This window comes from Cellulosimicrobium cellulans, assembly GCF_042723955.1.
Lineage (GTDB): Bacteria > Actinomycetota > Actinomycetes > Actinomycetales > Cellulomonadaceae > Cellulosimicrobium > Cellulosimicrobium cellulans_H.
The window spans coordinates 1-12,478 of sequence record NZ_JBHXIC010000111.1 but is presented as its reverse complement, the minus strand read 5'-3'; the positions used below and the strand labels follow the sequence as shown (position 1 = coordinate 12,478).

Genomic DNA, 12,478 nt, shown 5'->3' with positions numbered 1-12,478 from the left:
CCACCACCCACCCCGCCCACCCAAGGCGACCAGACCGCCGTCGAGCACAAGAACCACGGTTCTACCCCGGCAAACCACGGTTCTACCTCGCGCGACCACGGCTCTCCCGCGGCGGTGGGCGCTCTGCCGCAGGGGGCGAGACGTCCGGCCTGCACGGCTCGGGACGTTCGTCCCGGGAAAGTGTGACGCACGCCCGTGACGCACCGCACAGTTAGTGCACTCTTTCACAAGCGTAGAATCGGAGCGTGTCGAGTCGAGCGAGCAACCCCGCAAGCAGCGCAGACCAGATCGACGTAGCCCTCATCGGCGGTGGCATCATGAGTGCCACGCTGGGAGCTCTCCTCAAGGTCCTGGAACCCTCCTGGACCGTGCGCATCTACGAGCGTCTGGACGCCGTGGCGCAGGAGTCGTCGAACCCGTGGAACAACGCCGGGACGGGTCATGCCGCCCTGTGCGAGCTGAACTACACGCCGGAGAAGGCGGACGGCTCGATCGACATCACCAAGGCGGTGAAGATCAACGAGCAGTTCGAGGTGTCGCGCGAGTTCTGGCACCACCTGCTCACGACGGGCGCCCTCCCGCAGCCCGCGAGCTTCATCTCCCGCACGCCGCACATGACGTTCGTGCGCGGCGCGGAGAACGTCGACTACCTGCGCCGCCGGTTCGAGACGCTGCGCCAGCACCCGCTGTTCAGCGAGCTCGAGTTCAGCGACGACCCCGCCGTGATCGCCGAGTGGGCGCCGCTCCTCGTCGCGGAGCGCGACGGCGACGAGCCGGTCGCGGCGACGCGCGCGACGAGCGGCACGGACGTCGACTTCGGCGCCCTCACGCAGCAGCTCGTCGACTACCTCGTCGCGCAGGGCACGCAGCTCTACCTCGAGCACGAGGTGAAGAACCTCAAGAAGACGAAGGACGGCCGCTGGCGCCTGACGGTCAAGGACCGCTCGTGGAACGCCCCGAAGCGCCGCTCGACCGTCGAGGCGCGATTCGTGTTCGTCGGCGCCGGCGGCGGCGCCCTGCCGCTGCTCCAGGCCGCGGGCATCCCCGAGGCCAAGGGCTACGGCGGCTTCCCGATCAGCGGCGAGTTCCTGCGCACCGACAGCCCCGAGCTCGTCGCGCAGCACCAGGCCAAGGTGTACGGCAAGGCCGACGTCGGCTCGCCGCCCATGTCCGTCCCGCACCTGGACACGCGCGTCGTCGAGGGCAAGACCTACCTGATGTTCGGCCCGTACGCAGGGTTCAGCCCCAAGTACCTCAAGAAGGGCAAGTACCTCGGGCTGTTCACGTCGCTGCGCCTGCACAACCTCGGCTCGATGATGGGCGCGGGCCTGAAGAACCTCGACCTCACCCAGTACCTGGTCGGCCAGCTCCTCGCGAGCCCGGAGACCAAGTTCACGGCGCTCCAGGGCTTCATGCCGACGGCGCACCCCAAGGACTGGGAGACCATCACCGCGGGCCAGCGCGTCCAGGTGATCAAGAAGGACAAGGACGGCAAGGGCGTCCTCGAGTTCGGCACCGAGGTCATCGCCGCGGGCGACGGCTCCATCGCGGGCCTGCTCGGCGCCTCCCCGGGCGCCTCGACCGCGGTCCCCGCGATGATCGACCTGCTCGAGCGCTGCTTCCCCGCACGCTTCACCAAGTGGCGCCCCGAGCTCGCGACGATGATCCCGAGCCTCGGCCAGGCGCCGTGGGAGGCCGAGGAGCTCGAGGGCCTCGACCAGCTCACGGGCGGCGCGGACGTCGACGCGGTCGGCTCGCGCGCCTGACCACGATCTGACGCCCCTCCCCCGCGACGGCCCGGACCTCCACGAGGTCCGGGCCGTCGTGCGTCTCTGCGCGAGCCGGTCAGCGCGGGAGCCGCACGCGCCGCCCCGCCCGGGACGGTGCCGGCTCGGCGTGCGTCGCGGGAGCCGGCGGGAGTCCGCGGACGCCGTCCCGCACGTCGGGGTTCGGGACGACGCGCCGCAGCACGAGCTCGGCGGCGACCTCGTGCGGGTCGACATGCCCGCCCTGCACGTCCGGGCGCGAGGCCGCAGCCCGCAGGTCGGCGTCGAGACGCTGCGCGTCGCGGTCCCAGCGCTCGCCGTGGACCGTCCGGTCGCCCCAGGCGCCACCGCCCGGCCACGCGCCGTCGGACCCCGCGGGGAACCACGGCCGCGCGGGGTCGTCACGCCGCACCGCGAGCGCCGCGACGGTCGGGCCGACGACGAGGAGAAGAACCACCACACCCCAGAAGATGTCCATGCCTCCACCCTGCCGTCGCACGCGCGGTGCGACGAGTGGCAGGACCGACACCTCTCGACAAGATCCCGCCACGGGCGTAGCGTGCCGCGCATGGTGCGTTCCGTCGCGGCCGTCGTGTGCGACGGCCTGGCCCCGTTCGAGTTCGGCGTCGTGTGCGAGGTCTTCGGCCTCGACCGCAGCGAGGACGGCGTCCCGTCGTTCGACTTCCGCGTGTGCGGACCGGTGGCCGGGTCGCCCGTCCGGACGTCCGTCGGCGCGCAGGTGGTGCCCGAGCACGGGCTCGACGCGACGGACGACGTCGACCTCCTCGTCGTCCCGGCGATCCGCATCGGCTCGCACTACCCGCCCGAGGTGCTGGACGCCGTGCGGCGCGCGTCGGACCGCGGCGCGCTGCTGCTCAGCGTGTGCTCGGGCGTCTTCCTCCTCGCCGCGGCCGGCGTGATCGAGGGGCGCCGCGTCACGACGCACTGGATGCACGCCGACGAGCTGCGCCGCCTCTACCCGGGCCTGGACATCGACCCGGACGTGCTGTTCGTCGACGACGGCAACCTCGTCACGAGCGCCGGGACCGCCGCGGGGATCGACGCGTGCCTGCACCTCGTGCGGCGCGAGCTCGGGGCGAAGGTCGCGAACACGATCGCGCGGCGGATGGTCGTGCCGCCCCAGCGCGAGGGCGGGCAGCGGCAGTTCATCGAGCGCCCGGTCCCCGAGTGCGAGGAAGACTCGTTCGCCGAGCTGCTGGAGTGGATGACCGAGCACCTCGACGAGCCGCTCACGGTGCGGGACCTGGCGCGGCGCGCCCACACGTCGGAGCGCACGTTCGCGCGCTCGTTCGTCGCCCAGACCGGGACGACGCCGCTCGCGTGGCTCACGTCGCAGCGCGTGGGGCACGCGCAGTCGCTGCTGGAGGAGTCGACGCTCGACCTCGAGGAGGTCGCGCGGCGCTGCGGGTTCAGCTCCGCAGCGCTCCTGCGCCACCACTTCCGTCGCGCCGTCGGCATCACGCCGACGGAGTACCGCCAGACCTTCCGCTTCGCCGCCTGACCTCGACGGCGTGGGTCGCTCCTTCGCGACTCCTTCACCCGCCCCCCTCGCGCGTGCAACCTACGGTCCCGTAGGGTGAGGGGCATCTGCACCACGAGCACCCGCTCACCTCCGCGGCTGGGAAGTCGACACCGACACCCCTGCGAGGACACATGACCTCTGCCGCAGTGCGCCCGGGCTTCCGGGCCACCCGCCCCCGCACCGACGAGCCGGGCGCCGTGACCAGCACCTACAGCGCGCTGTCGCGCACCGTGCGCGACGCCGGACTGCTCCACCGCACGCACGGCTACTACCTGTGGACCCTCGCCGTCCTGACGCTCGCGCTCGGCGGCGCCGTCGCCGGGTTCGTCCTTCTCGGCAACTCGTGGTTCCAGCTCCTGATCGCCGGGGCGCTCGGCCTGATCTTCACGCAGTTCGCGTTCGTCGCCCACGAGGCGTCGCACCGCCAGGTCTTCGCGTCCGGCCCGGCGAACGACCGCCTGGGTCGCATCCTCGCGAACGGCGTCGTGGGGATCAGCCACTCGTGGTGGATGAACAAGCACACGCGCCACCACGCGAACCCCAACCAGCGCGGCAAGGACCCGGACATCGCCCCGGACGTCGTCGTCTTCCTCGACGAGGACGCCGCCGCCGCGAAGGGCTTCCGCTCCGTGATCAACCGCTACCAGGGCTGGCTCTTCTTCCCGCTGCTCACGCTCGAGGGCCTCAACCTGCACGTCCAGGCGTACCGCTCGCTCCTCGCGGGCGGCCGGACGCGCGGCAACCTCCGGGCCCGGGTCGTCGAGCTCGTGATCCTCACGCTGCGCCTGTCGCTCTACGTGGGCGCGATCTTCTGGTTCCTGCCGCTCGGCATGGCCTTCGCGTTCCTCGGCGTGCAGCTCGCCGTGTTCGGCGTCTACATGGGGGCGTCGTTCGCGCCCAACCACAAGGGCATGGCGATCATCCCCGAGAACACGAAGATCGACTTCCTCTCGAAGCAGGTCCTCACGTCGCGCAACATCCGCGGCGGCTGGTGGATGAACATCCTCATGGGTGGGCTCAACTTCCAGATCGAGCACCACCTGTTCCCGAGCATGCCGCGGCCCCACCTCGCGCGGGCGCGCGAGATCGTGCGCGAGCACTGCGCGAACCTCGGCCTGCCCTACACGGAGACGAGCCTCGTGCAGTCCTACGGCATCGTCGTGCGGTACCTCAACCGCGTCGGGCTCTCCGCGCGCGACCCGTTCGACTGCCCGATGTTCCGGCAGCTCCGCAAGGTCTGACCGGCGCCGAGGCGCGCCGCCGGGGACCGCCGGGCCCGACGGCGCGCGCCCGGGTCAGGCCGACGCCGCGTGCCCGTGCCGCCAGTACCCGACGAAGTCGACGTGCGTCTTGGGCACGCCACGGTCGTTGACGAGGTGGCGGCGCACCCCGGTCGCGAGCGTCGACTCCCCCACCGCGTACGCGTAGACGGGCCCGGACGGCAGGTCGGCCGACCGCACGGCCTCGAGCGCCAGCGCGCCGGGCAGGAGATCGTGCGGGTCGGTGCCCGCGGGCGCCGCATCCTCGCGCACGACCCAGCGGAGCTCGACGCCCGCCGGCACGCGGAAGTCCTGCGCGTCCGCCGCCTCGGGGATCTCGACGATCGCGAGGCCGCGTGCGTCGTCGGGCAGCGACTCGCAGATACCTGCCACGGCGGGCAGCCCGGTCTCGTCGGCGACGACGAGCGTCCAGTCGTGCGGGACGCTCGGGTTGTAGCCGATCCCCTGGTCGAGCAGACCGACGCGGTCCCCCGGCTGCGCGGAGAGCGCGAACGACGACGCGGGGCCGGCGTCGCCGTGGACGACGAAGTCGACGTCGATCTCGCGCAGGTCGGGCCGAGCGGCGCGCACCGTGTAGTTGCGGACCCAGGGCCGACGCGCCTTGGGCGTCGCGAGGTACTGGACGTACCACATGCCCGAGGTGCGCGTCGGCAGGCGCAGGGAGTCCTGGTCGTCGCGGGTCAGGAAGAGCCGGAACCACTGGTCGAAGCCCATCGGCGTGAAGAGCTCCATGTCGTCGCCACCGAGCGTGACCCGCACGATGTTGGGGCTCACCCGCTTGCTCCCGACGACGCTCAGCGTGACGACATGGGCGTCGGCGGGCTTGACCGTCTTGAAGGTGGCCACCGGTGGCTCCTCGGGGTGCGGCCCGGCATGCCGGGCGGGCGACGGCCCCGCGGGCGCGGGACCGTAGGAAAGGCTAGCCTCACTTGACGCCCGCGTCGATGTGGTCGATCCCACACGCCGCACGCCCGTCCCCGTACCAGGGCACCGGTGGCCGGTGTCATGCTCGGGGCGTGGAACTCCCTGTCGTCTGGTCCGTCGTCCTGCTCGTCACGGCCGCGTGGAACCTGCTCATCTGGCCCCGCTTCCTCCAGCGCATCGCCAAGGACCCTCGCGCGCGCGACGCCGACGGGCGTGTGACGCGCTTCCTCACGGTGCACGTCGTGCTCATCGCGGTCTCGCTCGCCCTGGCCCTCGCGATCGGGGTGCTGGGCATCCTCACGCTCGTCTGAGCCCGGCCATCCGCTCCGGGTTCCGGAAGAGCAGGACGCGCACGACGCGCTCGCCGTCGTACTCGACGGTCGCGGCCATGACGGGTTCTCCGTCGACGGTCCACACGCCGCCCAGGGCACCGTTGACGAGCGCGGGCTCGAAGGCCATCGCCGTCGTCTCGGGCTTCGCCGAGAGACCCACGAGCATCCGTGCCACCTTGTCCGCTCCTGTCACGGGCCGCAGGGCCGCGCGCGCCTTGCCGCCGCCGTCGCTCACCACGACGACGTCCGGCGCGAGGATCTCGACGAGCGCGGCCGTGTCGCCCGTCGCGCACGCGGCCATGAACCGCTCGACGGCGGCGCGCTGCGCGTCGTCGGGCGGGATGAACCGCGGGCGCCGCGCCCGCACGTGCTCGCGCGCGCGGTGCGCGGTCTGGCGCACGGCCTCGGGCGAGCGGTCGAGGCCGTCGGCGATCTCCTCGTAGGGGACGTCGAACACCTCGCGCAGCACGAACACGGCGCGCTCGAGTGGGCTCAGCGTCTCCAGCACGACGAGCAGCGCCATCGACACGTCCTCCGCACGCTCGACCTCCAGCGCGGCGTCCGGCGTCGTGAGGAGCGGGTCGGGCAGCCACGACCCCACGTACGTCTCACGGCGCCTCCGCAGCGTGCGCAACCGGTCGAGCGCGAGCCGGGTCGTGACGCGCACGAGGTACGCGCGCGGGTCCAGGACGCCGGACCGGTCCGCCGACGACCAGCGCAGCCACGCCTCCTGGACCACGTCCTCGGCGTCCGCGGCGGAGCCCGTCATCTCGTACGCGACCGTGAAGAGGAGCCGGCGGTGCGCGGCGTACGGCGCGAGGGCCGGGCCGGGTCCGCGAGAGTCCGCGACGCCGTCGGGCGGCCGGTGCTCTGCGCGGTCGCTCACCCGGCCAGCCTGCCAGCCGTGCCTGCCGCGCGCAGCCCGCCGGCGAGCGGGACCTCGCACCGGTCGCTGAAGCCCTGGCTGGACAGGCCGAGGGCCGCGTTGATCCGGCTGCGCAGGTTCTCCAGCGCGACGACCGCGGTGAGCTCGACGAACGCGGGCTCGCCCAGGTCGTCGACCAGCGCGGCCGCGAGCTCGTCCGTCACCGTCGGCGGCGTCGCGGTGGCCGCCTCGGCGTACTCGAGCACGCGCCGTTCGAGGGCGGTGTACGCGTCGCTCTCGCGCCACGCAGGCACGTCGTGGAGCTTGCGGGGGTCGACGTCGCCGTGCTCCGACTCCCAGTAGCCGAAGTCGACGCACCACGAGCAGCCGATCTGCACCGCGGTCGCCATGACCGCGAGCGCCGAGAGCGTCGGGTCGAGCGTCCGCCAGCGCGCGACGCCCGCCTCGAGGAGGCAGTACGTCGTCGCGACGCGCGGGTTGTGCCCGACGGCGGCGAGCGGCTCGAGCACGGCGCCGTACCGGCGCCGCGAGAGCGTGGCGAGCGTCCGGTTGAGCGGGGTCCGGGGCGGGTCGAGCGAGATGCGGGCCACGAGGGTCTCCTTCCGTCAGCCGGCGCGGTGCGCCGGTCGAGCGCGGGTCGACCATCCAGACGCCCGCGACGGGCCGCGCGTGACATGCCCGCACGTGACCTGCGTCACGGCCGGTGGGCGCGCTTCTCGTTGCCGCGCCGGTAGTTCCCCGTCGCCCGGGCGAGCAGGAGCTGGACCTCGCCCTCGTCGTCGCGCGCCTCGGCCCGCTCCAGGGCCGTGACGAGCCGGTCGGCCGCGGTCCCCGCGACGGTGACGACGACGCGCCCGCCGCGCGCGACCCGGACGCGACCGTCCTGGGTCACCTGATGGTCGAACGGGTCGGGGAACGGGTCGGGAAGGGTACGGTCGCTCGCCATCCCGCCACGCTAGGGCGCGTCGGACGGGACCCGCACGACCTTTTGCCCCGCTCGCGGTCGCACGAGGTTCGCGAGCGGCGAGTAGCGGGGCACCCAGCGCGCGAGGGCCGCCGCGGACGCCGCGCCGAGCACCGACGTCGCCCAGACCCCCGCCGCGAGCGACCCCAGGGCGGCTCCGGCCGACAGCACGAGGGGCCCGAGCGCGTCGCCCGTGTCCTGGAAGAGCCGCCACACGCTGAGGAAGGTCGGGCGCACCGCTGCGGGTGCGACGTCGGCCCCCAGCGTCATGACGATGCCCGACCCCATCCCGTTGCCGATCCCGAGCAGCGCCGCGACGACGGTCACCGCGCCCACCGTGTGGGCGAACGGCAGGAGCGAGAGCCCGGCGGCCATGGTGAGCATCGACGGCACCGCGACCCACAGGCGCCCGAACCGGTCCATGCCCTTGCCCGCCGGGTAGAACAGCAGCATGTCGAGCGCGCCGGAGACGCCGAAGACCAGCGACGTCACCTCCGCGTCCAGCCCGAGGTGCTCGCCCCAGAGCGGGATGACGGTCTGGCGCGCCCCGCGTACGGCGCTCACGAGGAGGATCGCGACGCCGAGCGTCGCGAAGAGGCGCCGGTGCTCGCGTGCCACGCCGGCGATGGTCACCCGCGGTCCCGCCGCGGGTCCGAGAGCGCGCGTCCGCCCGCGGCCCGGCTCGCCCTGCGCCGTCGGCTCCGGGCGCACGACGGCGAGCACCGCCACCGCGGCCAGCGCGGCCACGGCGCCGAGCCAGTAGGCGCCGCGCACGTCCGTCGCCGCGATGACGGCGGCCCCCGCGAACGGGCCGAGGAACAGCCCGATGCGGTGCACTCCGGCGAGCGTGGACAGGACGCGCGCCCGCCGCAGGGGCGGCGTGATCTCCGTGAGGTAGGCCTGGCGGGCGAGGTTGAAGACGGCGGTCGACGCCCCCAGGGCGAGGACGCCCGCCGCCAGTCCCCCGAGGTTCGGGCTGAGCGCGATCGTCGCGAACGCGCCGACGGCGACACCGCCCGCGAGCAGCATGGCCGCCCGGTCACCGACCCGCTGCGCGAGCGCCCCGGCCGGGAGGTCGAACAGGATCTTGCCGATCGGGACGAGCGCGGCGACGAGGCCCGCGACCGTGAGGCTCGCCCCGCGCCCGGTCGCGGTGACCGCGACGACGGGCAGCATCGCGCCGATGCCGATCTCGAAGACGAGCGTCGGGACGAACGCGCCGAGGACGACGCTGCGGAGCGGGAAGAGCGGCGCGTCGGTGCCCGCGGGGGCGGTCACCGCACCTCCGCCACGACCTCGACGCCCGGCCGCTCGCCGTCGGGTCGCGCGACCTCGACGCCCCGGCACGCGGGCGCGTCGGCGAGGAGCTCGAGGAGCTGGGGCGCCGCCGGGGCCCCGCTGTCCCACCGTCCGGTCACGACGGAGACGACCCAGCTCGGCGCGCCGCCCTCGGGCAGCGCGAGCGTGACGAGGCGCGCCGCCTGGGGCTTCGCCGCGACGTGGCGCGGGACGAGCGCGATCCCGAGACCCCGGTCGACGAGCTCGAGCAGCGTGTGCACGTCGTTGACCGAGCACCGCACGCGGCGGTGCACGCCGTGCGCGGCGCACGTGGCGTCGTTGACGGGACGCGCGCCCCACGACGGGTCGAAGTCGACGAACTCCTGGCCCGAGAGGTCGGACCAGTCGACGCGACCGCGCGTGGCGAGCGGGTGCTCCGGCGCGCACACGAGCACGAGCGGCTCGCTGCCCAGCACGGTCTGCGACAACGACCCCAGGTGCTCGGTGGTGGCGACGAACGCGACGTCGAGGTCGCCCTCGCGCACGCGCGCGAGGAGGTCGTGGGAGCCGGCCTGCGCGAACTGGATCTCGACCTGCGGGTAGCGGCGATGGAAGCGCTCGAGCAGCGCCGTGACGTCGAGGACCCCGAGGCACTGCTCCGAGCCGACGCGCAGCGAGCCGGACAGGGCGCGCGTCGCCCGGACGACCGCGTCGCGACCGGCCGCGGCCTGGGCGAGCATGGACCGTGCGTGCGGCAGCAGCGCCAGGCCGGCCTCGGTGGGCTCGACACGGCGGGTCGTGCGCGTGAACAGGCTCGCGCCGAGCTCCTCCTCCAGGCTCCGTACCGCGGCGGAGAGCCCCGACTGCGAGACGCCGACGAGCTGCGCGGCGCGCGTGAACTGCCGCTCGTCGGCGAGCGCGACGAGGTACTCCATCTGACGCAGATCCATTAATCACTCACTCTTCTATAAATGACAACCGCTAGTCGTTGGACTTCTAGGTTATCGCTTCCTACGCTCGACACGTCCGGACCGGCCCCGCCCGCGAGCCCCCGGCGACACCCCCGCCATTCCCCGACCCGTGAGGGAGCACCATGCAGCAGCGCACGCTCGGAACCCGGACGGTCTCCGCGATCGGCCTCGGCGGCATGCCGATGTCGATCGAGGGCCGCCCGGACGAGGCCCGGTCCGTCGCGACGATCCACGCCGCGCTCGACGCGGGCGTCACCCTGATCGACACGGCCGACGCCTACCACCTGCACGCGCACGAGGTCGGCCACAACGAGGAGCTGATCGCCCGCGCGCTGCGCTCGTACGGCGGAGACACGAGCGCCGTCCTCGTCGCCACGAAGGGCGGTCACCTGCGCCCCGGCGACGGCACGTGGACGCAGAACGGTGACCCCACGTACCTCAAGCAGGCCGCGAAGGAGTCGGCGCTCCGGCTCGGTGTCGACGCGATCGGCCTCTACCAGTTCCACCGCCCCGACCCCGCGGTCCCCTACGCCGACTCGATCGGCGCGCTCGTCGAGCTGCTCGACGAGGGCGTGATCCAGCAGGCCGGCATCTCCAACGCCGACGTCGCGCAGATCGACCTCGCGCACGAGATCCTCGGCGGCCGGCTCGCGTCGGTGCAGAACCAGTTCTCGCCGCGGTTCCGCTCGAGCCAGGGCGAGCTCGAGCACTGCGCGGCCCTCGGGATCGCGTTCCTGCCGTGGAGCCCGCTGGGCGGCATCGCGGGCGCCGCCGAGCTCGGGGCGCGGCACGCCGTCTTCCAGGACGTCGCGACCGCCCACGACGTGAGCGTCTACCAGGTGACGCTCGCCTGGGAGCTCGCGCTCGCGCCCGTCGTCGTCCCCATCCCCGGAGCGTCGCGACCCACCTCGATCCTCGACTCGGCCGGCGCGGCCGACCTCACCCTGACCGCGGAGGAGGTCGCGCGGCTGTCCGCCGCGTGACGCCCTCGCCGACGACCCACCCCACGAAGGAGCTCCACCGATGAAGACCTTCACCCTTCCCGGCACCGACCTCGTCGTCCCGAACGTCGTGCTCGGCCTCATGCGCATCCAGGAGAAGACCGACGACGAGGTCCGCACGCTCGTGCGCACCGCGCGCGACGCGGGGATCACGTTCCTCGACCACGCCGACGTCTACGGCGCCGACCTCCACGGCTGCGAGCGCCGGTTCGCCGAGGCCCTCGACCTCTCCCCCGCCGAGCGCGGTGAGTGGGTCATCCAGTCCAAGGCCGGCATCGTGCGCGAGGGCCCGTACTTCGACTTCTCCTACGAGCACCTCGTCGCGTCCGTCGAGGGCTCGCTCGACGCGCTGCGAACGGACTACCTCGACATCCTCCTGCTGCACCGCCCCGACGCCCTCGTCGAGCCGGAGGAGGTCGCACGCGCGTTCTCCGACCTGCACGCGGCGGGCAAGGTGCGCGCGTTCGGGGTGTCCAACCACACGCCGGGCCAGATCGAGCTCCTGCGCCGGTACGTCGACCAGCCGATCGTCGCGAACCAGCTCCAGCTCTCGATCACGCACGCGCCGATCGTCGCGCACGGCGTCACGGCGAACATGCAGAACCTCGACCAGTCCGTCGCCCGCGACAACGGGACGCTCGACTACTGCCGCCTGCACGACATCACGGTCCAGGCGTGGTCGCCGTTCCAGGCGGGGTTCTTCACCGGCGTCTTCCTGGGGTCGGAGAAGTACCCCGAGCTCAACGCCGTGATCGACCGTCTCGCCGACCGCTACGGCGTCCCGCCCATCGCGATCGCCACCGCCTGGATCACGCGGCACCCGGCACGGATGCAGGTCGTGCTCGGCACCACGAACCCGGAGCGCGTCGCGGGCGCGGCCCTCGGATCGGACGTGCCGCTCACGCGCGCGGAGTGGTACGAGCTGTTCCGTGCCGCGGGCTACACCGTCCCCTGACGGCTGCGCCGGGCGGCCCGTGCCGAAGGTCACGCACGGGCCGTCCGGGACGCCCTGTACGGCGGTCTAGGCTCGTGCCGTGGCGACCTTCTCGGCAGTGACCCGGCAGCACATCCTCCAGGCGATCGCGGACTGGGACGACCGGGGCCGGGACGCGTTCCTCGGGGTCTACGGGTTCACCGCGGCCCCCGGCACCCCTCTTCTCCACGAGGACCGCGCGTACGACGCCCAGGCGATCCTCGGCGTCGCGCACCGGTACGCGACCGGCCGCGTCGCGACGGCCGAGGAGTTCCGCAACAGCCCCGTGACCGTCGCGGACCTGCTGCGCAAGCGCGGCTTCGACGTGCCGGGCGCCGCGCCCGTGGCGCCGGCGCCCGCACGTCGGACCGCGGCGAAGGCCGCGACCGCACCCCGTACCCCGCGGCGCACGTCGACGCCGCGCGCGTCCGAGCCCGAGAAGCCGCCGGCCGTGTGCCCCACGTGCTTCACGGTGCTGCCCGCGACGGGCATCTGCGACGACTGCGGCTGACCGGGTCTCCCCCCACGCACGACACCGGCGGAGAGAGAGGTATGTAAAG

General features: G+C 73.4%; 14 protein-coding genes. 7 read left to right on the top strand and 7 right to left on the bottom strand.

Going from position 1 to position 12,478, the window contains the following annotated elements:
* Positions 1 to 245: 245 nt before the first annotated feature.
* On the top strand, positions 246 to 1,766 hold the full coding sequence (mqo, locus tag ACFWH7_RS19240; RefSeq protein WP_378218981.1) for a malate dehydrogenase (quinone): 1,521 nt from the start codon (positions 246 to 248) through the stop codon (positions 1,764 to 1,766).
* 79 nt (positions 1,767 to 1,845) lie between these two features.
* Here mqo and ACFWH7_RS19235 read toward each other — a convergent pair whose 3' ends face one another.
* On the bottom strand, positions 1,846 to 2,244 hold the full coding sequence (locus tag ACFWH7_RS19235) for a hypothetical protein (RefSeq protein ID WP_378218979.1): 399 nt from the start codon (positions 2,242 to 2,244) through the stop codon (positions 1,846 to 1,848).
* Positions 2,245 to 2,334: 90 nt separating this feature from the next.
* Between ACFWH7_RS19235 and ACFWH7_RS19230 the strand changes: the two genes are divergently transcribed.
* Both ACFWH7_RS19230 and ACFWH7_RS19225 read left to right on the top strand, forming a co-directional pair.
* A complete protein-coding gene (locus ACFWH7_RS19230; protein ID WP_378218977.1) occupies positions 2,335 to 3,288 on the top strand; it encodes a helix-turn-helix domain-containing protein in 954 nt (317 codons plus the stop codon).
* A gap of 152 nt (positions 3,289 to 3,440) precedes the next feature.
* Positions 3,441 to 4,550: a fatty acid desaturase family protein gene (locus tag ACFWH7_RS19225; protein ID WP_378218975.1), complete on the top strand. Its 1,110-nt coding sequence runs from the start codon at positions 3,441 to 3,443 to the stop codon at positions 4,548 to 4,550.
* A gap of 54 nt (positions 4,551 to 4,604) precedes the next feature.
* Here the strand turns inward: ACFWH7_RS19225 and ACFWH7_RS19220 are convergent, their stop codons facing one another.
* A complete protein-coding gene (locus tag ACFWH7_RS19220; protein WP_378218973.1) occupies positions 4,605 to 5,435 on the bottom strand; it encodes a siderophore-interacting protein in 831 nt (276 codons plus the stop codon).
* A gap of 170 nt (positions 5,436 to 5,605) precedes the next feature.
* On the opposite strand from ACFWH7_RS19220, the gene ACFWH7_RS19215 reads away from it, so the two are divergent.
* Positions 5,606 to 5,824: an SCO4848 family membrane protein gene (locus ACFWH7_RS19215; RefSeq protein WP_378218971.1), complete on the top strand. Its 219-nt coding sequence runs from the start codon at positions 5,606 to 5,608 to the stop codon at positions 5,822 to 5,824.
* Here the strand turns inward: ACFWH7_RS19215 and ACFWH7_RS19210 are convergent.
* From ACFWH7_RS19210 to ACFWH7_RS19190, 5 genes are all read right to left on the bottom strand, one after another.
* Entirely contained in the window at positions 5,811 to 6,731 is a 921-nt protein-coding gene (locus ACFWH7_RS19210; protein ID WP_378218969.1) for an RNA polymerase sigma-70 factor, read from the bottom strand. The two genes, ACFWH7_RS19215 and ACFWH7_RS19210, sit on opposite strands and share 14 nt — an antisense overlap.
* Positions 6,728 to 7,321 (bottom strand): carboxymuconolactone decarboxylase family protein, encoded by a 594-nt coding sequence (locus tag ACFWH7_RS19205; protein WP_378218967.1) that lies wholly within the window; start codon positions 7,319 to 7,321, stop codon positions 6,728 to 6,730. Before ACFWH7_RS19205 ends, ACFWH7_RS19210 begins: the two co-directional genes overlap by 4 nt.
* Positions 7,322 to 7,425: 104 nt before the next feature.
* A complete protein-coding gene (locus ACFWH7_RS19200) occupies positions 7,426 to 7,677 on the bottom strand; it encodes a hypothetical protein (protein ID WP_141390450.1) in 252 nt (83 codons plus the stop codon).
* 9 nt (positions 7,678 to 7,686) lie between these two features.
* Positions 7,687 to 8,973: an MFS transporter gene (locus ACFWH7_RS19195; RefSeq protein WP_378218964.1), complete on the bottom strand. Its 1,287-nt coding sequence runs from the start codon at positions 8,971 to 8,973 to the stop codon at positions 7,687 to 7,689.
* A complete protein-coding gene (locus ACFWH7_RS19190; protein ID WP_378218962.1) occupies positions 8,970 to 9,923 on the bottom strand; it encodes a LysR family transcriptional regulator in 954 nt (317 codons plus the stop codon). Before ACFWH7_RS19190 ends, ACFWH7_RS19195 begins: the two co-directional genes overlap by 4 nt.
* Before the next feature lie 143 nt (positions 9,924 to 10,066).
* Here ACFWH7_RS19190 and ACFWH7_RS19185 point away from each other — a divergent pair, with 143 nt between their 5' ends.
* The 3 genes from ACFWH7_RS19185 (at position 10,067) to ACFWH7_RS19175 (ending at position 12,429) form a co-directional block, all read left to right on the top strand.
* The gene (locus tag ACFWH7_RS19185) at positions 10,067 to 10,927 is read left to right on the top strand and encodes an aldo/keto reductase (RefSeq protein ID WP_141390446.1); all 861 of its coding nucleotides are present in this window, start codon (positions 10,067 to 10,069) and stop codon (positions 10,925 to 10,927) included.
* A gap of 40 nt (positions 10,928 to 10,967) precedes the next feature.
* Entirely contained in the window at positions 10,968 to 11,900 is a 933-nt protein-coding gene (locus ACFWH7_RS19180; protein WP_378218960.1) for an aldo/keto reductase, read from the top strand.
* Positions 11,901 to 11,979: 79 nt separating this feature from the next.
* Complete coding sequence (locus ACFWH7_RS19175) at positions 11,980 to 12,429, top strand: hypothetical protein (RefSeq protein WP_141390443.1); 450 nt, start codon at positions 11,980 to 11,982, stop codon at positions 12,427 to 12,429.
* The last annotated feature ends 49 nt before the right edge of the window (positions 12,430 to 12,478 follow it).

Excerpts from the sequence above, each read along its gene's own strand:
- ACFWH7_RS19235 (WP_378218979.1), bottom strand. The coding sequence starts at position 2,244 with ATGGACATCTTCTGGGGTGTGGTGGTTCTTCTCCTCGTCGTCGGCCCG.
- ACFWH7_RS19230 (WP_378218977.1), top strand. The coding sequence starts at position 2,335 with ATGGTGCGTTCCGTCGCGGCCGTCGTGTGCGACGGCCTGGCCCCGTTC.
- ACFWH7_RS19225 (WP_378218975.1), top strand. The coding sequence starts at position 3,441 with ATGACCTCTGCCGCAGTGCGCCCGGGCTTCCGGGCCACCCGCCCCCGC.
- ACFWH7_RS19200 (WP_141390450.1), bottom strand. The coding sequence starts at position 7,677 with ATGGCGAGCGACCGTACCCTTCCCGACCCGTTCCCCGACCCGTTCGAC.
- ACFWH7_RS19190 (WP_378218962.1), bottom strand. The coding sequence starts at position 9,923 with ATGGATCTGCGTCAGATGGAGTACCTCGTCGCGCTCGCCGACGAGCGG.
- ACFWH7_RS19185 (WP_141390446.1), top strand. The coding sequence starts at position 10,067 with ATGCAGCAGCGCACGCTCGGAACCCGGACGGTCTCCGCGATCGGCCTC.
- ACFWH7_RS19180 (WP_378218960.1), top strand. The coding sequence starts at position 10,968 with ATGAAGACCTTCACCCTTCCCGGCACCGACCTCGTCGTCCCGAACGTC.